This is a genomic window from Vibrio sp. ER1A, from assembly GCF_000733315.1.
In the GTDB taxonomy this organism is placed as follows: Bacteria; Pseudomonadota; Gammaproteobacteria; order Enterobacterales; family Vibrionaceae; genus Vibrio; species Vibrio mediterranei.
In genome coordinates, this window is record NZ_JPJA01000087.1 from 25,996 (window position 1) to 44,020 (window position 18,025).

The following is an 18,025-nucleotide window of genomic DNA, read 5'->3' on the forward strand; positions in this document are numbered from 1 at the left end:
AATTTGTAGACCCGCTGCGTCGTCTTTCGCACTGTTGATTTTATGACCTGAAGACAAACGCTCCATTGATGTTGCTTGCGCTTGACTTGCATTGTTTAAGTAACGCTGAGCCGTCATCGCTGATACGTTAGTATTTACATTCACTGCCATGTTGTTTCTCCAATTGATTTTCCGGTGTAGCGGTTTCCGACGTCTCGGAAAACCAAGTAGTTCTCTCAAAGTTACTATCTTTATCGTCTTCAAAAAGAAAGACTTGAGAAGTTTATTTATGGAAAACCACTTTTTTTATGGCGTTGGGCATGATTTGTGATAAGGAACATAAAAAGTGAAGTTTTGCAGGAAAAAGAGCTAAAGTTATCTGCCAAGCCGTCGTACGACCTATTTTGCGATTAGCTCTGCAAAAGAGTAAGTGCTAGGTTGGGTGTCTGTTTTGCTTGAGCCAAAATCGTAGTGCTAACCTGTTGAAGGATTTGTTGCTTTAACATTTCAGTCGTTTCTTTCGCGTAGTCAGTATCTTTAATGCGGCTGTTCGAAGACGATAAGTTCTCTTCCATATTTGCCAGATTATTAATGGTATGACCTAGCCTATTTTGATAAGCCCCTAGCTCAGCCCGATGACTATCCACATACTTTAAAGCTTGATCGATTACAGACACCGACATTTGCGCACCGCCTACTCCTTCGATAGACAAATTATCCACCGTCACAATACCCTGTGTCGCAATATCTAAAGCTTGAGCAAAGTTCCCTGAAAATATAACGCTACTGGTGACTTGCTGGGAGTCAGCGAACAATTGTAACTGCCCCTGCTCGTTTACTGAGGCTGACATCGTATCCGTTTGCCCGTTAATGTAAGTCGCAACCTGTTCAATATCATCGCCAACTTTAAGCTCTATCGTGTCAGTCTGAGTTCTACCTTGAGCATCTTGATAACTGAAACTCAAGCTGCGATTACTTGAATCCACCTGCCACGATTCAGAAACGCTATTATTGGCACGATAAGCAACTCCGCCCATTTCCAATTGGTCAGAACGCATATTTTTTAGTTCAACCTGAATGGCCTCTCCTGCCTGGGCACCTATTTGAAACGTGGTCTTACCAAAGCTTCCATTGAGCAATCTTTTACCACCGAACGAGGTGGTTTCTGCGATTCGATTTAGCTCATCATTGAGGGCAGAAAACTCTTCTTGTAGCGCCTTTCGCTCTTGAGCCGAGTTGGAACCATTGGCTGATTGCAGCGAGAGGTCTCGCATTCGTTGTAGGATTGCCGTGGTTTCATTCATCGCGCCTTCCGCGGTTTGCATGATGGAAATACCATCATTTGCATTACGCTGCGCTACACCTAGGCCACTGATTTGAGCTTCTAATCGATTAGAAATTTGCAGGCCCGCTGCATCGTCCTTAGCACTATTAATGCGATAGCCAGACGACAGACGCTCTAACGACTGATTCAACGCCTGAGACGCTTTATTCAGTTGATTTTGGGCCATCATTGCACTGACATTGGTATTAACAGTAATCGACATACAAGTTCCGAAAACAAAAGGGTTACTTTGATATCGACTAAATGAGAAAAAACTGAAGGGGAAATAGATAGTGAGAAGGTTCCTAGTACAAACGCCTAGGAACCAAGATATGGATTATGCTGCGATATTTAGTGAGGCAAGCATCTCTTGCGACGGCGCAAAGAAATACGCCCCTGTGACCGCTTTGGTAAAGCGTAACAACTGGTCAGTTTTACCATCAGTTGCACCGTACATACTTTCAAGCATCGCATCGAAGTTATGTACCGTATGACAATAAGCAATGAACAGTAAGCCATGAGCGCCACTTACCGTACCATACGGCAAGCTGTGACGAACAATTTTAAGTCCTTTGCCTTCCTCTTTGATGTCTACACGCCCTACGTGAGATGCAGCAGGAACATCATCCAGCTCTATAGAATCAGGCTTGGTACGACCGATTACTTTCTCTTGTGCTGCAACATTAAGGCGGTTCCACGCAGGCAGATTATGTTCAAAACGTTGCACCATCACGTAACTTCCAGAGGCAAACTCACCATCAGCAACTAATGCGACTTCACCACGCTGATCACCTTTCGGGTTTTCAGTGCCATCAATAAAGTCCGTCATATCACGAGCATCCATAAAGCGATAGCCGTAGGTCTCATCCACAACAGTTACGTCCTCAGCAATCTGACCCATGAGTTTACGCAACACATAAAAATGCAGATCATGACGCTTAGAGTGACAATGCACTAATACATCTACTTCAGTCGATGGGGCGTGAATATCACCTTCACCTAGTTCTGGGAACGCTTTCAGCTCTGGCGGCATCGCCTGTTCAAACTGTGTCCAGAATGAGTGAGAGAACGCCACTGATGACGTCAATTCAGCACCAGGTTGAGACTCATTAAGCTCTTTTACTAACTGTGGTAATGCTTGCAGTGCACTTAGCACTTGCTGAGGGTTTTGATTCACTTTTAACTGCATGTACAACGCAAATGGTTCAGCATCAGGCGTTATCGCACTTTGTGGTAATGACATTGATCTTTCCTCTGTTTTTGCACAGTGTATTTTTAACTAGTTACTCGTAGTATGACCTTGAACAGTAACTGTATTGATTTTTCTTGGCATCGCTAAGCAATCTATCACATAGCGACTATTTACCAAATAAATAGCAAACCAGCACAGCAATACCAGAGTCATCGCGTTGGTCCAGGTAAACTGCCAGTGCTGTAAGCTGACTAAGTAGACAGTATGTCCTAGCTGCATTAGCACCACGAGAATAGAAGTGCCTCTTAAATAGCTAACAGAGCGATTGATTTTGTCTGTATCCGCTTTACGCAATCCCATTAGCCACATTCCTACAACAATCGGTAGCCCCATGGCCAATCCGAGGTAAAGCATAGTGTGGTTTGGGTAAACATACTCGAGAATTTGACTTCCTTCTTGGCGACTCGCACCAGCAACAATAAATACCACCCAGGCACGTGTCAGGAACGCCCACCCTAACCAGAGCCAAACTGGCGCTTTGAGGATTCCGTGCTGGTCATATTGTTCTATGCCATAGCGCATAATACGTCTCAAATTCTAACTAATATCAAACTATATGGTGTTAATGGCGCAATGATTCAAGTTCAAACTCTAGGTTATGATAAAATGCAGCAAATTTTGAGTTAGGATGAGTATGAAAACCAACAAAAGTGCGCCTTCTGTAGAAACGCAGCAAGAAGCGATGCGCATAGCGAAATCAACCCAAAAGCCTGGTCAAACAAAAGAACAGACTAAATTGATCGCTCAAGGAATTGAAAAAGGCATCGCGCAATTTAAAAAACAGCAGAAAGAAAAAAAACGTCAGGCAGATAAAGCGTTAAAAAAACAGAAAAGAGATAAGCAGCAACGTGAGCACGTTGAAGCAGGCAATCAAACACAAGATGTTCAAGTTCAAGAAGTAGGCTCTACGCGTTTACCTTGGATGTTATTGGTATTCAGCTGGATAGGTTTTATCGCTTATGTTGCTCTTAACTAAACGCGGTCTCGGTGCTCTAACTGCACTGATTGTGTTGCAAGGCTGCTCAACACCAAGTAATCAACTTTCGTCAACACAAGCTGAGCGCGTTGAGGTAAGACTGGATGCCACTATGGATGTCTCATCTTGCGTTTGGAAAGGCGACATCACTGGTTCAGAAGGACGCTGGTATAGCTCGATTTTTTATGGCAATGATGCACTGGCCCGTGGCGCAATGAATGACATAAAGAATCATGCAAGTGAGTTGGAAGCAGATACTGTACTTTTGCTATCCCCTCTCGACTTTCAAACGTCGGTAACCTTGATAGGTAGCGCATACCGCTGTAAAAAATAAAGCCAGAGTCTTCACTCTGGCCTCATTTATCATCCATATGCACACGGCTGGTACTTAATTCACACTCAACAACGATCTGCTGTTTAAACGCCAAGAGTCGACTCGATGTCATTCTGGCGTTCAATCACCCATTGGCTGTCGAATGGTCCCCAGTCAGATAACTGGTAATAACCATCATTGTGTCTACGCCCATCTTGAACAAACATGAGCTCAATGCCGATACCAGGTAGCGCCTTGATTACATCTTGAATTGTTCGGCGAGGCCACCCCGTTTTTTCGATAAGTTTTGGCACATTCGGTCTCTCGATGCTCTCAACAAGCAATGCGAGATAGAGACGACGTGCAAAAACAGGACTCAGTTCCATTGACACCTCCTATTTATGTGCATTTCCAATATATTGGATTTCAACAAGATGGTGTTGCGCTTGATCAATTTCTCGATAATCCGCGTGATATCAACAATTCAGATTTTGTAACTTTTCATCAATATCGGTTAATTTAGCTGGCTTTTCTGTTGTTTTTGCGCCATCTGTTCAGAACAAACAGATCAGACCAAGTGTGATAAAGAACAAGTTTTTGTTTATAAGGAGAGTTCTTGATAGGATGCTTGAAAACAAAATTGCCGAGTCGGCAAGTCAAATATAGAAAGGAAGTCATTATGTCGATCACCATGTTTGGGATCCCTAACTGCGACACAATTAAAAAAGCTAAAAAGTGGCTCGAAGCTAATGACGTGGAGTACACATTTCACGACTATCGTAAGACTGGCATTTCAGAGCAAATGGTTCGCGAGTTTTGTGATGCTCTAGGTTGGGAACAAGTACTAAACAAACGCGGCACGACGTACCGCCAGCTTTCACAAGAGCAAAAAGACACACTTAATGAAGACTCAGCGATTTCACTTCTTGTTGAGCACCCAGCCATGATTAAACGTCCTATTGTCGATATTGACGGCAGCAAACACATTGGCTTCAAAGCTGATCAATACCAACAAATTTTCAACGCATAATTCGAATTAACGATAAGTACAAGGATCATCAAGGATGACAGACAGCCCCGTATTGGCACTCGCAAAAGATTTAATTAGTCGCGAATCAGTAACACCGGAAGATGCAGATTGCCAAAAGGTAATGATTGAACGCCTAGAAAAACTCGGCTTTGAGATCGAAGTGATGGTGTTTGAAGACACCACCAACTTTTGGGCTCGCAAAGGAAGTGAAGCGCCACTATTTGCCTTTGCAGGCCATACCGATGTTGTACCAGCCGGACCAAGAGAGCAATGGCATACCCCACCATTTGAACCAACGATCATTGATGGTCATCTTCATGGACGTGGTGCAGCAGATATGAAAGGCTCGCTAGCCTGTATGATTGTTGCGGTAGAACGATTTATTGAACAGAACCCAAACCACAAGGGCTCCATTGCTTTCTTGATCACCTCTGATGAAGAAGGCCCATTTATTAATGGAACTACCCGAGTGGTCGATACCTTGATGGAGCGTAACGAGCTGATCGACATGTGTATTGTAGGAGAACCTTCAAGTACGCTAGCGGTTGGCGATGTGGTTAAAAATGGCCGTCGTGGTTCTATCACTGGTGATTTGAAAGTAAAAGGCATACAAGGTCATGTTGCTTACCCTCACCTAGCAAACAACCCAGTCCATCAAGCGCTTCCTGCATTAGCAGAGCTTGCAGCAACAAAATGGGATGAAGGTAACGACTTCTTTCCCCCGACCAGCTTCCAGATCCCTAATCTACATTCTGGCACCGGTGCAACTAATGTGATTCCTGGTGAATTCGATGTGCAGTTCAACTTCCGTTTCAGTACTGAACTGACCGACGAAGACATCAAACAACGCGTACATTCGACACTAGACCTTCATGGGTTAGATTACGAGTTAAAATGGACGTTAAGCGGTCATCCGTTCTTGACGGATAAAGGTAATTTACTGGACGCGGTAGTTGATGCTGTGGAAGAGGTCAACCATAAGAAACCTGAGCTTCTAACGACAGGCGGTACATCCGACGGCCGCTTCATTGCACGCATGGGCACTCAAGTAGTAGAGCTTGGTCCTGTTAACGCAACCATTCACAAGGTAAACGAATGTGTAAACATTGCTGACCTTGAAAAGCTCACCGATATGTACGAGAAAACTCTGTTTAATCTTTTGGGTAAATAGATATGGATAGAAAGCAGCTTGTTGGTCAAAGTGAATGTGAGTTGGTTCCACTTCAAGTTGGAAACAAAGCGTTTCTTGTGCATCAGCAAGTTAGGCAAGATTTGCATGCTCTGATTCAAGCTGCTTCATCCGATGGATTTCAACTGTATATCGCCAGTGGATTTCGAAGTTTCGAGCGTCAACTTGGTATTTGGAACAACAAAATGTCAGGGGGTAAGCCAATTCTAGACGATGATAGCCACCCCATGGATACTGCCTCATTGTCTGATGAGCAAAAGGTTCGAGCAATTTTGCGTTGGAGTGCTTTGCCCGGTGCAAGTCGCCACCACTGGGGTACCGATTTTGATGTCTATGCCGGTAACTTGTTACCTGTTGACACTTCTCTCGCCTTAGAGCCTTGGGAATATACACAAGGTCATCAAGTACCCTTCTATCAATGGCTAAAAAACAATGCTGGTCAGTATGGTTTCCGTTTTCCTTATCAGCAAGATCGTGGCGGAGTAGCCTTTGAACCCTGGCATATAAGCCACCATGCCACGGCAGAACAATGTCTTAGCCAACTTTCCATCACATTGCTTCAAGAAACTTTAGAGCAATCAGAGATTTTGGGACAACGTGCCATACTTTCTCAACTTGATTACATCTACAATCAATATATAACAAATATACAACGTTGAGAGTGAAGTATGATTGAATGGCTATTTAACCCGTGGGTTATCATTATTGTTGTTGTAGCCGTTGTTATTGGCAACATTGCAGCACTGAAACACACCGCCAATATGAAGTTCAACCAAGAAGATAACGTCCGTTCACGTAAACATGAACTCGACCGCCTCAATGAGTTAGATAAACAAAAATATGGCGATGATGACAAAGACATAAAAAAAGGACCTTAACGGTCCTTTTTTGTTTTAGTCTTTCTTAATCACTGTCGATATTAACGGCTCTAGAGAGCGGAGTAAGTTCTCTGCTACTGGCTTACCGTCTTTATCCGTGACATTAATCGAAGTACGGTTCCCCAAGTCACCGAATAGGAAGGTGTAGTCGCCCGGCTCTAGATCGATTGGCTTCAAGCCAACGTCATTCCAAAACGCATCATCCGGTGCAGCGTATTTGGCTTTTGCAGTACCTTGAGACTGGTTGCGCTCTTCAATGGTGAAGCCCATCTTCGGCAGCAGCTCTGGGATCTCTTGCCACATTACATTATACGGTGTGCGTGCAATGATGACTGGCAAACCGCTTCTGTCCGTACCCATGCTAATCGGGATAGATTTGACCAACTCTTGAGCTCGAAGAGCAGCTTCTTCACGAAGGTCTCTGTCATAGCGAGCAGTGACCAGATTTGTCATCAATGTGTTGTAACGCTCTTCGTTAACACGAGTTACTGGCTTATCTTTTCCACCCTCACGCCAATCGATAAGCTTCATTTTGAAACCATAACGATTGTTTGCTTCGAAACGGCTTATCTCGTAACGGCTACCAATCTCAACGTCTTCATCTTCAGAGACCCAAGACACCCAGTCGGTTTCGATAAAGTCATCGGTTTCTTTTCGTGCCTTGACATTGATTTCAGCTAGCATGGTCTTGACCGTTGACCATACTTTATCCATCTCATCTTTTTGTAGCAGCCACAGTGTTACGTCGGAGCCTTGTCTTTCTACTCGAGCACCAGGGATAAGCTCTAAAACTTGTTGAGGTGGACGAATATCAACCTCGCGGCCAATGCCACCCGAGTAATCCCCTTTAGGAATTTCATAATTTGGATAGAACTGAGGCGTGGCATCTTCCGGTAGCGTCCAACTTTCTAGCGGTGGCGCATCTAGGTAGTTAAAGTCATCTTTTGCTTCGCGGCGAGTGTTAGGGTCACTCGAACAAGCGGCTAAAACAATAACAGCTAACGACGATACCGCTAGCTGACGAGAAAATTTCATTGATACTCCCTTAATAAGAGGAGCGATAGTTCACTCCTCTTAATGTTCTATTAGTAAATACAAGCTTCTGTTAGAGCTTGAGCAACAATAGGTTTTGCTTGCTCGGATAGTTCAACAAGAGGTAAACGTAAATCTCCGTTGTCAATCAAACCCATTTTATGCGCAGCCCACTTCACAGGAATTGGGCTAGATTCTACAAACAGATTTTTATGCAAAGGCATAAGGCGTTGATTGATGATTTCAGCTTCTTCGAATTTACCTTCTAGGGCCAGTTTCATCATTTTTGCCATGTCTGCCGCTGCAATGTTGTTCGTTACGGAAATCACACCAGTGCCGCCTTGCTTGATGAAATCAAGCCCTGTCGAATCATCACCACTTAGTAAGATAAAATCTTCGCCACAAAGTTCACGATGAATTTGAACTCGTGATAAATCACCTGTCGCATCTTTAAGTGCAACGATGTTTGAAATCTCGGATAGACGTGCAACCGTCTCTGGTAATAGATCAACACCAGTACGACCCGGTACGTTATACAAGATTTGTGGAATGTCTGTCTCTTCGGAAATGGCTTTATAGTGCTGATACATGCCCTCTTGCGTTGGCTTGTTGTAATATGGTGTCACACTCAGACAGCCTGCAATACCAACATTATTAAATAAGCGGCTAAATGTAATCGCTTCATGCGTCGCGTTTGCACCTGTACCAGCAATAATTGGTAGACGACCTTCAGCAAACTCAACCGTCTTCGCGACGACCTTGACATGTTCTTCAACAGTTAGTGTTGCAGACTCACCTGTTGTACCGACAGCAACAATACCGTCTGTACCAGCTTCAATATGATACTCAACTAGCTTTCGTAAGCTAACGAAGTCCACTTCGCCGTCTGGAGTGAATGGGGTTAATAAGGCAACAATACTTCCTGAAAACATGGTGATCTCCCTAAATTGATACTACTTGCATGGTACTGTAATGCTATTGATAAACACAAGAGATTAAAAACGATCCCCGCAAGAAGTGAATGAATAATTATCAGATTTCAGATATGAGGCACGTATAAGGTGCGCTATTACTATTTCGAGGTGTCATCAACAGGTCAATTTTCTGACTGATAAACTTATTCCCCTTAAATTTGTCGGTATTCGGTTACATCTATCACAAGAGCTTTACCGAGAGCTGTGCTACCATATCATTAAATAGGGACTTTAGAGTGACACCATGAATCAGTATTTAGTGATTACCGCCGTTGGTACTGACCGCCCAGGGATTTGTAATGAAGTCGTACATCTGGTCGCACAAGCCGGGTGTAACATCATCGATAGTCGTATTGCCATGTTTGGTAATGAGTTTACTCTCATCATGCTAATATCCGGCACCCCAAGTTACATCACAAGAGTTGAGACCACATTGCCACTTTTAGGGCAAGAACATGATCTCATTACGATGATGAAACGTACATCCAAACACGACGCCTTACCGAATCAATATACTGTTGAAGTGTTTATTGAATCAGAAGACCGCGTTGGACTAACTGAACAATTTACCCAGTTTTTCGCCGATAAACAGATCGGTCTAGCTTCATTAAGCGCGCAAACTATTGTCAAAGAGCGTGCGGGCACAGAAGTCGATCAATTCCAGATCGCTCTAACAGCTAATGTCGAAGAAAATTGTAATTTGATGCAGTTACAAGAAGAGTTCGACTCTTTATGTCACCGCTTATCAGTAAAAGGCTCGCTGAACTTCATCAGCGGTAGTAAATAAAATAATAACACCATTCAGCTTCAAAGGAATTTCAATGAACACGTTGACTGCGGGCGCACCAGCTCCAAACTTTTCTTTGCTCGACCAAGACGGCAACACCGTCACGCTACAAGATTTCAAAGGTAAGAAAGTCCTGTTTTACTTTTACCCTAAAGCTATGACACCGGGTTGCACCGTGCAAGCTCAGGGACTACGTGACGTTAAAGCCGAGCTTGACGCTCACAATGTTGTGGTATTGGGTGTCAGTATTGACCCAGTAAAACGTCTAGGTAAATTTATTGAACGTGATGAACTTAACTTTACGCTTCTCTCAGATGAAGACCATGCCGTTGCAGACCAATTCGGTGTTTGGGGCGAGAAGAAGTTTACCCTTAGAAAAAAAGCATGACAGAAAACCTTTATAAGTTTTTATGACAAGCCTATCTTTGATATGTGGGTAGCATATCGAGGATTGTTTTGTGATAGAAACGTATGAAGAAAAGTGTTCTGATGCTTATGATGATTACCGACTTCTTTCTATCGAAGTCGATACATTAGCAAAGTTAAGAATCTCTACAAATACCAATACTGAATCAGAGGAAGTGACGTACTCTCCCGACCTCTCTCCTTCCAATCTAAAGTCACGCATAAAGAAAACTGATATCATCATTGCCCCTGACGGTAGAGTAGTTTATCCACAGTCTCTTTATCTAGTATCTAAATTACGTGGTGAAGCAGCTGTAAAAGACACAAGTTCAATCGCAAAAGGTTTGCTAGCTTTCACTCGTTATTTGGATTCGACTCACCACTCTCAAGTTGATGAATATGGTAATGAGATACCATGTGAATATCTAACGTATAAAAGCCTAACGAAGTACGAAGAAGAAGGTGCTCCCTGGCGATTTGCTGAGTTCCTGCTTGCGAACTGCAATGATATTGAAGGCTCTTATGGCAGTGAGGCTTTTAGTTTATCTACCGCTCGCACCTATATGGGCGTGGTAATTGGATTCTATAAGTGGATGCAAAAAAACGGCTACATCAAAAATAACAATGAAAATATCGTTACGAACTACACCACGGAAACAGTGCATCAGAAGTTAAACCAACACGATATGCTAGCTCACACAAAATCTGGCTCTCAGCGTACTTATGAAACTTCCAATATTCTGAGGATGTTCCCTAGAAAACAAAATACGCCTGCTCACAAAAAGCTCAAGCCCATGCATCCTGAGCACAAAGCTTTATTTAATGAACATATAACGTCACTCCCAAAGACGACAAAACTCATCTTTCAGCTATGTGCAGAAGCAGGACTTAGAATAGATGAAGCTATTCACTTCCCCGCTCACGACATCGGAAACGCTAACTACAGTGATTTGGATGCTGTGCCAGTCAAAATTACTCACACTAAAGGCAGTAAAGAACGTACCGTAGGAATCCCTATAGAACTGTACGAAGAGCTAGAGATACACAAAGAAAGTCACACGCAACGTAAGAACCTAAACAAGCGCAATGAGCTTATTCAGGCAGGCAACGAAATGGATACCGTTGCGTACCTATTTCTCTCAAACAAAGGTGTGCCTTACTCTGCTAATACGTTAGAAACACACTTTTCAAACCTTAGAAAGCAGATTCGGGAAGTGGACTCTTCTTGGTATTACCGAATTCATGATTTACGTTCTACCTTTGCGACTCACTGGCTTTTGGATGAATCAAAAGAGCGTAATGTTAGCTATGACTATCTTATGGTTGAGTTAGCGGAACTGATGGGGCACGCCAGCACATCGACCACCGAAAAGTACATTCAGTACATGAATAAGCTAGACGACCAAATCAACACGGCCAAAGCCAAAAACCTCAAAATAAACGGAGGTTGGTCATAATGGCAAAAAGCAAAATCGCAAAACAGTCCAAAGCCGTCAAGCATACACGAAACAATCAAAATGTTGTTCCTTTGAATTTTGAGATTCCTTATAAAGGTAATAAATCGATCCAAGTACAGCAGTTCGATGTTTCTCACCTATTGCATTTAGGGGGGAGCAAAGAAAACGAAAAGATAAACAGTCGAGCTGTATTTATCCGATCTTTTTGCAAAAAAGCTAATCAATATGTCAGCAATGGCAATTCAGCACGCACCGTCAGCTCAAACTACGATAACTTGCGCAGCTACCTGGCTTTTTGTGACGCCATAAATGTTAACCCGTTCACCGAAAACGGCTATTTGAAGTATGCTGGCAACGATGGCGAATTAAGGCATCGTATCAAGATGTTTACCCCTTCAAAACGCCTGTGGGAATACAATCACGGTGATGAATTAGGCATGAAAGAATCAAGCGCTACTGGTTTGCTTTCAAGCCTTCGTACTGCGCTTGAATGGTGCGGCTTACCTATTTCAGATTGGGCGAGAAATCACCGAGGGTTTACAGGAGAAAATACGCCCTTTAAGGGTTACTCAGATGAGGAAGAAAAGCTTCTGGTCACACGATTAGAGGCATTGTTTTTCACTCTTGCACCGCAGCTCATTGCTGCTAAAGAAAACAACACGTCTTTACCCGAAACTCTGCCTCTTATCATTAGTCTTGGTTTGCATGAGGAAACAATTCAAATTCCTACATCATTGAAAGTGAATGTAGGAAGATATAGCAAAAATAACACTGCTGTTAATACTGCATCAGCCTTTAACCTTACAATGGCTGCCGCCTATCACTTAATGTGCTTTTTTACCTCACTGAACGACAGCAACATTCGAAACATTGCCCACCCAATTCATGTTCATACCGAAGAGCGAGACAAAAGCCTACAGATAGTCAAGATCTCAAGCTATAAGCCTCGCTCAAGCAGCGAAGTCGATGCCCTTTTGGTGGGGGAGCAATTTGACGTTGATAAGCGCGATGGCGTGAAGTTTATAAAGCTACTAGAAAGATTATCCAAACTCTATGGCAATGGTGAAGATGGCTCGGAGTTGATTTTTCCTCTCAATAACTACTCAGAAGTCAGTGATACCTTTAATTTGCATGAGCTAAATAAATACCTCGTTAACAAACTACACCTGTTATCTCCCCATCGGGCGGGTAATCTACCTTGGTTTAAAGAGCTGTTTTACACCTACCGAAATCAACAAGCCATCACGTTAAAAAAGGTCACGAATCATTTAGGTCGCACGGTTGCTCATAAAGAAGTGCAGGAAATTTCCAAGATTAAGGCAAGTCAAGGAGCGACCAACAGCGCCTACTGCATTTTATCTTGTTACACAGACCTACCTCTTAAGGGAATTTTACTTCCGCTCACCTATTCCGAAATTGATGGCAATGTTACCGTTTCTTTTAACTATAGAAGTGGCGAAACAGGATACTTCAAAGTCCCCGCTTGTGATTTAACGCTTATTAAAGATATAGAGCAATATGCGAAAGACAAAGCGAACAAACAAGCTAAGAAATATGAACGACTGCTTTTAGCAAGAACTTCCAGGTATATTCCTTATGATTGGGAAGGAATTAGCCCTATTTCAGCCAGTCTCATGAAACTATGGTCTGTTGAACCCAACCATTACTACCTCTCTCTTCAATCAAGTCGCTGGCGAGAAATGAGCAGTAATCAAGCCTATGCGGAGGGTGGGATTCAAGCCGTTCAAAGCTTGCTCCAAAACAAGCGAGACACAATAGAGAGAAGTTACATAAACGGGCTTCCATCACTTAATAAAGTCATTCTCTCTCAGGGTATCGAAGTCATCGAAAACCTCTTTGATAATGACTTAGAGCAAGCAAAAGATGCTGTTGCTAAAAGGCGCGGTATTCCGATGCTGACATACGAGGAAGGTGAGAAAAAGCGTAAAACCAACCCCAATGGGATCGCTTGCGACGGGAAGCAAGTCATGATTGATGGCAAGAATACACAACGTGAAACGAACTTTGCGCTAGGCGTAGACTTACCTTGCGCTGAGTTTGATATGTGCCACAAGTGCCAATCTGCCAAAGCGGCAAATGACGCTGATGCTATTTATAAGCTTATTTCATATATCGATGTGTTGAAGGAAGGGCTAGATATGTTCCCTGATTCGAAAGGGGGTGCTCTAGAAAAAATCGAAGCGTTTGAGTGTACGCTAGATGGAGCAAGTAACGATATATTCGATGAAGCTATGAAAAAATTTAATTCTCAAGGTCGTCACCCAAGAGTGTTCATCGATCATGCAATTCTATCTATGTAGTTACGGAGGCTCACATGATAAAACTCTCTGACCTAGAGCACCAAAACAAGCTTCTTAAAGCGCAACAAAACGTTGGCGCTCATACTAATTACTTAATAGATGTATTAAAGCCAGCGATTGAGCGCGGCGATTGGGATGAACTCGAAGCTCTTGATATAGGCTTTACGGTAACTAGTGAATCATTAGGTAAAATTGCCGATGATGAAGCTTGGAGAAACTTGCAGTCTCATATTGAGCCGCAAGCAAAGGCGCCCCGCACCCTAGAGTTTACTAGCGATGGCAAAGTGATTGAGCGCAACCTAAAAAATGAGCTTAGAGTGTTCATACTTAAAATGATGTGGCTTTCACCTCATGACCATTCCTTTACCACTCTTTATGATGCGCTAAATGATCTAAAAAAAGTCATTAACCCGCTTTTAAATGAGGGGTTTAATACGTTATCTGCGCTTGACTTTGACCGACTCGAAACCTGGGTTCTAACAGGCTTTACCGATATCGACTTTGAAAGAGCGCCAATATACAACGGGTTAAACCGCCTTTACATAGAAGCCAAAGGTTTGCCATTTGAGGTTAACCTAAACAAAAAACTTAACGCCTCGGATTTTGGTTTAACGATTAAAGACGCTGAGCAATTTACTGTCGTTCCACAAAGGCTCTACTATATGGGGCTTCAAAAGTCGGAAGAGGTGATAAATGAAGCTTACGCTCTTCGTCATGAGCTAGAGCAACTGGCAGATTACATTACCACCTATTTTGAAAAAGCCTATGTAGGTTATGCTAAGTATCTTATCAGTGATGAGGCTAGACAAAAAAACGGTGGTATTAAATGGCACTTAGCCAAGTTGAGTAAAGAAGGCAAAAAGCGCTCTATTGCCTTTCAACAAGCCTTCACTGCACTTCACTCCCCAAATGAAGAAGAGACACTGGCTCTCACACAACTTCATAAGCCACAGATAAGAAACGAATGTTTAGATAAATTCCACGCCGAGCGAGAGCTGACGATTGGGCAATGGTCAATCACCAACCTAAGAGAGGCTCAGTCACTTTTTAAAAAGCTTAATGGTAGCTGCTTATGGGGATTAATGGCTCGTACAGGAATGAGACGCGATGAAATATATAGTCTGAACACTGCTCAAGGCTGCACCGAAGATATCATTGACCGCCAGAATATATATATTATCCATGCCAACCTATCAAAGACAGTAAAAGGCTCTCAATCAATACAAGATGAGTTTGTTACGACTGAGATTGGAATGAAAGCTTATGAAGTCCTTCAAGCGCTGCATACACCACTTAGAAAAAGGCACCCTAGTTCACAATCATTCTTCCATAAAATAAAAGAAGATTTTAGTGAAGTAGGCAAAAATGCAATAGGAAGATACTCTGTCGCTTGGTTTGAAGACGCTATGGGTGAAGAGCTTACGCTAACCAATGAAGACATTGTTGACCTGAAAGTATCTGACCCCAATTTATCGTTTGAATTGGGTAGCAATTACGAGTTTACGCCACATCAACTTCGCCGCTCTTTTGCTTACTACTTAATTGGTTACGAGCTTTGCCACTTCCCACAACTCAAACAACAGTTCAGTCATGTGTCTATGGCAATGACGCGACACTACGCTAAAAATGCCAGTAAATTTCAAAAAATCAGACAAAAGAAAAAGACACTAGCGGATGAAATTGATGAAGAACGAATCGACCAAAAAGCCCGTGTCTATTTAAGCATATATGAGAAATTGGCAAACAAGGAGAGAGTTGCAGGTGGTAAAGGCAAAGAGTTTGCTAAAAGCATGACCAAAACCAACCGTAACTTATTCAAAGACAAGGTGGATAATGACATGCTTTCTCTTAATTATTGGAAAAAGCAAATTCGAAATCAAAACCGACACCTTCATGCGGTTGCGCCTGGGATATATTGCACCTCGACCACTTGTGGGCTAAGAACGCTCGTTAACCTAATAGAATGTGTTGATTGCAAGAATGACTACATCGTGGATGCCGTATTTGCTGAAGCAAAACGTAAAGAAGCCGAAATTCACATGCTTTATGATATTGAAAACAACGAACTCACTCCTCAAACAGCCTCTGAATCTTACATAAAAGTTCAAGCTGCTGAACGCATCATGGATGATTTAGGTATCGACTTTGAGCCTGTCATTTTCCCTGATGAAGTTAAGAACTTACTCATCCCATACGGAGTGATTTCATAATGTCACAGATAACCAAAAATAAGCTAATCAAAGCATTGGAAAGGCTGCTGGATGGTGATGTAGCCAAGTTAACATCGAAAGAGCTGCGTAATAAAGCACGAAAGGGCAAACTTAAAATCAACAATAGTAATGTTGAAAAAGAAGCGGGCCTTTCCGCTGGCGCACTCAGAAGGCATAACGACGTTGTTCTAATGGTAAAAAATAAATCATTAGAAGTACAAGTTGCTCAGGATGAAACCGCTAACTCCCCTATTGAAGTGCTTCAAAAAGAAATAAAGTCACTTAAAGGTGAAAGAGCACAAGCGAATAAAAAGAAAAAAGAGTATTACGACGAAGCTCAAAGCCATAAAGAGGCGTTAGCTGTTCAAGCTGCCACTCATGTAAAGGTAGTTCAAGAGCTGATGGAGATGTTACATGAGAGTCAGCGAGAAAAGGCGATGGATAGAATCGTATCGTCTCGTTCAGACAATGTTGTTACACCCCAATTTAGAAAACCAAAGTAGCGTAAAGCGCTACAACTAAAAAGATCGTCCTGTTTAGTATAATCACTAGACAGGACACTGAATTTTCGATAAAAATGTACACTCTAACGTAATAAAAATGCTCTAAAAAGGACGTAGTGAAAAACGCTACGCAAATACCATTAATTGAGAAAGTAAGGAAAAACAAATGGCAATCGAAGCTGGACAACCTGCACCAGATTTCACTCTGAATGACCAAGACAATAACCCAGTGACGCTCTCTGAGCTTCAAGGAAAAAAGGTACTACTCTACTTCTACCCACGCGCTTCGACTCCTGGCTGTACCGTTCAGGCTCAAGGATTGCGTGACACTAAAGCTGAGCTAGATGCCCACAACGTTGTTGTGCTTGGTTTAAGTCCAGACACACCGAAAAAGCTGACCAACTTTATCAACAAGCAAGAGCTGAACTTCACTCTACTAGCCGATGAAGAACATGAAGTGTGTGAGAAGTACGGTGTTTGGCAGCTCAAGAAGTTCATGGGTCGTGAAAACATGGGCGTTGTAAGAACAAGCTTCCTGATTGATGAGTCTGGCAACCTTGAGCATGTATTCAACAAGTTCAAAACCAAAGATCACCATGAAGTTGTACTGGACTACCTAAACAGCAAATAACCGTTCATGTTCAATTAACTTGGCAACTTGGGGGCAGGCATGATTGGCTACATTCGAGTATCAGATTCACAAAGAGCCGATGGCGAATCACAACGAGAAGCGATTAAGGCGTACGCTGCTAAACGTGGCATACAAATATCGGATTGGATCGAAGAGCATGTGTCTGCCACCAAAACAGAACTGCGTGAGCGAAAGTTATCTTCCCTCATCACCTCGCAACAAAGCATCATCGTATCGGATATCACTCGGCTGGGTCGCCACAAGGTGTTGGAGTTGGTCGGCGCTATAGGCCAGATAGCCTCCTACGGTGAACTGCATTTGGCATACAGTGACACCATCATCAACTCAGAAAACGTTGATAATGCAGAAATCATTTTTACCGTTATTGGGCAGTCCTTTGCCAGTGCCGTAGAGGCTCAGAAACGCTCTGAGCGAGCGAAAGCGGGTCATGCTAAACGCAAGGCCAAAGGACTATCATCTGGCCGCCAGAAGGGACAGAAGGTTAAATCCAAGCTTGATGAGCATACAGCGTTCATATTGAATATGCTTGATTCTGACAAGTCAAAGGCTGAGATTTTAAGAAAGCTTAGTGACAAAGGGATGCAAGTATCTCGAAGTCGTTTCTACTCTTGGCTGGAAGACCGTGGCCTGCATAACAAGAAGGCAGAGTTTCAGGCAGACATGTTCACTGAGTAGCCGACTCAGTGCTGATTATCCCTTAATCATACTTGGCTAGCTCATTTATGTCGAGTAGACGACACTTG

The 18,025-nt window shown here is 42.9% G+C and carries 20 protein-coding genes and 1 pseudogene; 14 read left to right on the forward strand and 7 right to left on the reverse strand.

Annotated features, from left to right (window positions below):
- The 4 genes from HW45_RS28850 to HW45_RS14840 all read right to left on the reverse strand — a co-directional run.
- A partial coding sequence (locus HW45_RS28850; RefSeq protein WP_443083031.1) for a flagellin N-terminal helical domain-containing protein occupies positions 1-150 on the reverse strand: 150 nt, incomplete at its 3' end.
- Between the two features lie 239 nt (positions 151-389).
- Complete coding sequence (locus HW45_RS14830) at positions 390-1,526, reverse strand: flagellin (protein WP_038227831.1); 1,137 nt, start codon at positions 1,524-1,526, stop codon at positions 390-392.
- Positions 1,527-1,640: 114 nt separating this feature from the next.
- A complete protein-coding gene (locus HW45_RS14835; RefSeq protein ID WP_038227832.1) occupies positions 1,641-2,546 on the reverse strand; it encodes a Dyp-type peroxidase in 906 nt (301 codons plus the stop codon).
- A gap of 36 nt (positions 2,547-2,582) precedes the next feature.
- A complete protein-coding gene (locus HW45_RS14840) occupies positions 2,583-3,077 on the reverse strand; it encodes a DUF2919 domain-containing protein (protein ID WP_038227833.1) in 495 nt (164 codons plus the stop codon).
- A gap of 112 nt (positions 3,078-3,189) precedes the next feature.
- Here HW45_RS14840 and HW45_RS14845 point away from each other — a divergent pair, with 112 nt between their 5' ends.
- Positions 3,190-3,531 carry a DUF2956 domain-containing protein gene (locus HW45_RS14845; RefSeq protein ID WP_038227834.1) on the forward strand — a complete coding sequence of 114 codons (342 nt, stop codon included), beginning with the start codon at positions 3,190-3,192 and terminating at the stop codon, positions 3,529-3,531.
- Positions 3,515-3,865, forward strand: a complete 351-nt coding sequence (locus HW45_RS14850) for a DUF4156 domain-containing protein (RefSeq protein WP_038227835.1) — start codon at positions 3,515-3,517, stop codon at positions 3,863-3,865. The genes HW45_RS14845 and HW45_RS14850 overlap by 17 nt, the downstream gene beginning before the upstream one ends.
- An 83-nt stretch (positions 3,866-3,948) precedes the next feature.
- Here the strand turns inward: HW45_RS14850 and HW45_RS14855 are convergent, their stop codons facing one another.
- Positions 3,949-4,230 (reverse strand): winged helix-turn-helix domain-containing protein, encoded by a 282-nt coding sequence (locus tag HW45_RS14855; protein ID WP_006071066.1) that lies wholly within the window; start codon positions 4,228-4,230, stop codon positions 3,949-3,951.
- Between the two features lie 293 nt (positions 4,231-4,523).
- Between HW45_RS14855 and HW45_RS14860 the strand changes: the two genes are divergently transcribed.
- The 4 genes from HW45_RS14860 to HW45_RS14875 are packed head-to-tail and all read left to right on the forward strand — an operon-like array spanning position 4,524 to position 6,941.
- Positions 4,524-4,874, forward strand: coding sequence for an ArsC family reductase (locus HW45_RS14860; protein ID WP_038227836.1), 351 nt, complete (start codon positions 4,524-4,526; stop codon positions 4,872-4,874).
- Positions 4,875-4,908: 34 nt separating this feature from the next.
- Complete coding sequence (dapE, locus tag HW45_RS14865) at positions 4,909-6,045, forward strand: succinyl-diaminopimelate desuccinylase (protein WP_038227837.1); 1,137 nt, start codon at positions 4,909-4,911, stop codon at positions 6,043-6,045.
- Positions 6,046-6,047: 2 nt separating this feature from the next.
- Positions 6,048-6,722 (forward strand): M15 family metallopeptidase, encoded by a 675-nt coding sequence (locus HW45_RS14870; protein WP_038227838.1) that lies wholly within the window; start codon positions 6,048-6,050, stop codon positions 6,720-6,722.
- Between the two features lie 9 nt (positions 6,723-6,731).
- Entirely contained in the window at positions 6,732-6,941 is a 210-nt protein-coding gene (locus HW45_RS14875; protein WP_038227839.1) for a DUF2897 family protein, read from the forward strand.
- 15 nt (positions 6,942-6,956) lie between these two features.
- Here the strand turns inward: HW45_RS14875 and bamC are convergent, their stop codons facing one another.
- Both bamC and dapA read right to left on the reverse strand, forming a co-directional pair.
- Positions 6,957-7,976, reverse strand: coding sequence for an outer membrane protein assembly factor BamC (gene bamC, locus HW45_RS14880; protein WP_038227840.1), 1,020 nt, complete (start codon positions 7,974-7,976; stop codon positions 6,957-6,959).
- A 50-nt stretch (positions 7,977-8,026) separates the two neighbouring features.
- Positions 8,027-8,905, reverse strand: coding sequence for a 4-hydroxy-tetrahydrodipicolinate synthase (gene dapA, locus HW45_RS14885; protein WP_038227841.1), 879 nt, complete (start codon positions 8,903-8,905; stop codon positions 8,027-8,029).
- Positions 8,906-9,191: 286 nt separating this feature from the next.
- Between dapA and HW45_RS14890 the strand changes: the two genes are divergently transcribed.
- The 8 genes and pseudogenes from HW45_RS14890 (at position 9,192) to HW45_RS14925 (ending at position 17,957) form a co-directional block, all read left to right on the forward strand.
- A complete protein-coding gene (locus HW45_RS14890) occupies positions 9,192-9,734 on the forward strand; it encodes a glycine cleavage system protein R (RefSeq protein ID WP_038227842.1) in 543 nt (180 codons plus the stop codon).
- 34 nt (positions 9,735-9,768) lie between these two features.
- A pseudogene (gene bcp / locus HW45_RS14895) lies at positions 9,769-10,101 on the forward strand (thioredoxin-dependent thiol peroxidase); the annotation flags it as partial.
- A 91-nt stretch (positions 10,102-10,192) separates the two neighbouring features.
- Positions 10,193-11,596 (forward strand): tyrosine-type recombinase/integrase, encoded by a 1,404-nt coding sequence (locus HW45_RS14900; RefSeq protein WP_038227843.1) that lies wholly within the window; start codon positions 10,193-10,195, stop codon positions 11,594-11,596.
- Positions 11,596-13,917: a hypothetical protein gene (locus tag HW45_RS14905; RefSeq protein WP_038227844.1), complete on the forward strand. Its 2,322-nt coding sequence runs from the start codon at positions 11,596-11,598 to the stop codon at positions 13,915-13,917. Before HW45_RS14900 ends, HW45_RS14905 begins: the two co-directional genes overlap by 1 nt.
- Positions 13,918-13,931: 14 nt before the next feature.
- Positions 13,932-16,127 carry a site-specific integrase gene (locus HW45_RS14910; protein ID WP_038227845.1) on the forward strand — a complete coding sequence of 732 codons (2,196 nt, stop codon included), beginning with the start codon at positions 13,932-13,934 and terminating at the stop codon, positions 16,125-16,127.
- A complete protein-coding gene (locus HW45_RS14915; RefSeq protein ID WP_038227846.1) occupies positions 16,127-16,630 on the forward strand; it encodes a hypothetical protein in 504 nt (167 codons plus the stop codon). The genes HW45_RS14910 and HW45_RS14915 overlap by 1 nt, the downstream gene beginning before the upstream one ends.
- 166 nt (positions 16,631-16,796) lie before the next feature.
- Positions 16,797-17,261 (forward strand): thioredoxin-dependent thiol peroxidase, encoded by a 465-nt coding sequence (gene bcp, locus HW45_RS14920; RefSeq protein WP_038227847.1) that lies wholly within the window; start codon positions 16,797-16,799, stop codon positions 17,259-17,261.
- A gap of 39 nt (positions 17,262-17,300) precedes the next feature.
- Complete coding sequence (locus HW45_RS14925) at positions 17,301-17,957, forward strand: recombinase family protein (RefSeq protein ID WP_038227848.1); 657 nt, start codon at positions 17,301-17,303, stop codon at positions 17,955-17,957.
- Positions 17,958-18,025: the final 68 nt, after the last annotated feature.

Coding starts and splice junctions, on each gene's coding strand:
- HW45_RS14850 (WP_038227835.1), top strand. CDS start 3,515: ATGTTGCTCTTAACTAAACGCGGTCTCGGTGCTCTAACTGCACTGATT.
- HW45_RS14860 (WP_038227836.1), top strand. CDS start 4,524: ATGTCGATCACCATGTTTGGGATCCCTAACTGCGACACAATTAAAAAA.
- dapA (WP_038227841.1), bottom strand. CDS start 8,905: ATGTTTTCAGGAAGTATTGTTGCCTTATTAACCCCATTCACTCCAGAC.
- HW45_RS14905 (WP_038227844.1), top strand. CDS start 11,596: ATGGCAAAAAGCAAAATCGCAAAACAGTCCAAAGCCGTCAAGCATACA.
- HW45_RS14890 (WP_038227842.1), top strand. CDS start 9,192: ATGAATCAGTATTTAGTGATTACCGCCGTTGGTACTGACCGCCCAGGG.
- HW45_RS14870 (WP_038227838.1), top strand. CDS start 6,048: ATGGATAGAAAGCAGCTTGTTGGTCAAAGTGAATGTGAGTTGGTTCCA.
- bamC (WP_038227840.1), bottom strand. CDS start 7,976: ATGAAATTTTCTCGTCAGCTAGCGGTATCGTCGTTAGCTGTTATTGTT.
- HW45_RS14910 (WP_038227845.1), top strand. CDS start 13,932: ATGATAAAACTCTCTGACCTAGAGCACCAAAACAAGCTTCTTAAAGCG.
- HW45_RS14875 (WP_038227839.1), top strand. CDS start 6,732: ATGATTGAATGGCTATTTAACCCGTGGGTTATCATTATTGTTGTTGTA.
- HW45_RS14840 (WP_038227833.1), bottom strand. CDS start 3,077: ATGCGCTATGGCATAGAACAATATGACCAGCACGGAATCCTCAAAGCG.
- dapE (WP_038227837.1), top strand. CDS start 4,909: ATGACAGACAGCCCCGTATTGGCACTCGCAAAAGATTTAATTAGTCGC.
- bcp (WP_038227847.1), top strand. CDS start 16,797: ATGGCAATCGAAGCTGGACAACCTGCACCAGATTTCACTCTGAATGAC.
- HW45_RS14915 (WP_038227846.1), top strand. CDS start 16,127: ATGTCACAGATAACCAAAAATAAGCTAATCAAAGCATTGGAAAGGCTG.
- HW45_RS14830 (WP_038227831.1), bottom strand. CDS start 1,526: ATGTCGATTACTGTTAATACCAATGTCAGTGCAATGATGGCCCAAAAT.
- HW45_RS14855 (WP_006071066.1), bottom strand. CDS start 4,230: ATGGAACTGAGTCCTGTTTTTGCACGTCGTCTCTATCTCGCATTGCTT.
- HW45_RS14845 (WP_038227834.1), top strand. CDS start 3,190: ATGAAAACCAACAAAAGTGCGCCTTCTGTAGAAACGCAGCAAGAAGCG.
- HW45_RS14835 (WP_038227832.1), bottom strand. CDS start 2,546: ATGTCATTACCACAAAGTGCGATAACGCCTGATGCTGAACCATTTGCG.
- HW45_RS14925 (WP_038227848.1), top strand. CDS start 17,301: ATGATTGGCTACATTCGAGTATCAGATTCACAAAGAGCCGATGGCGAA.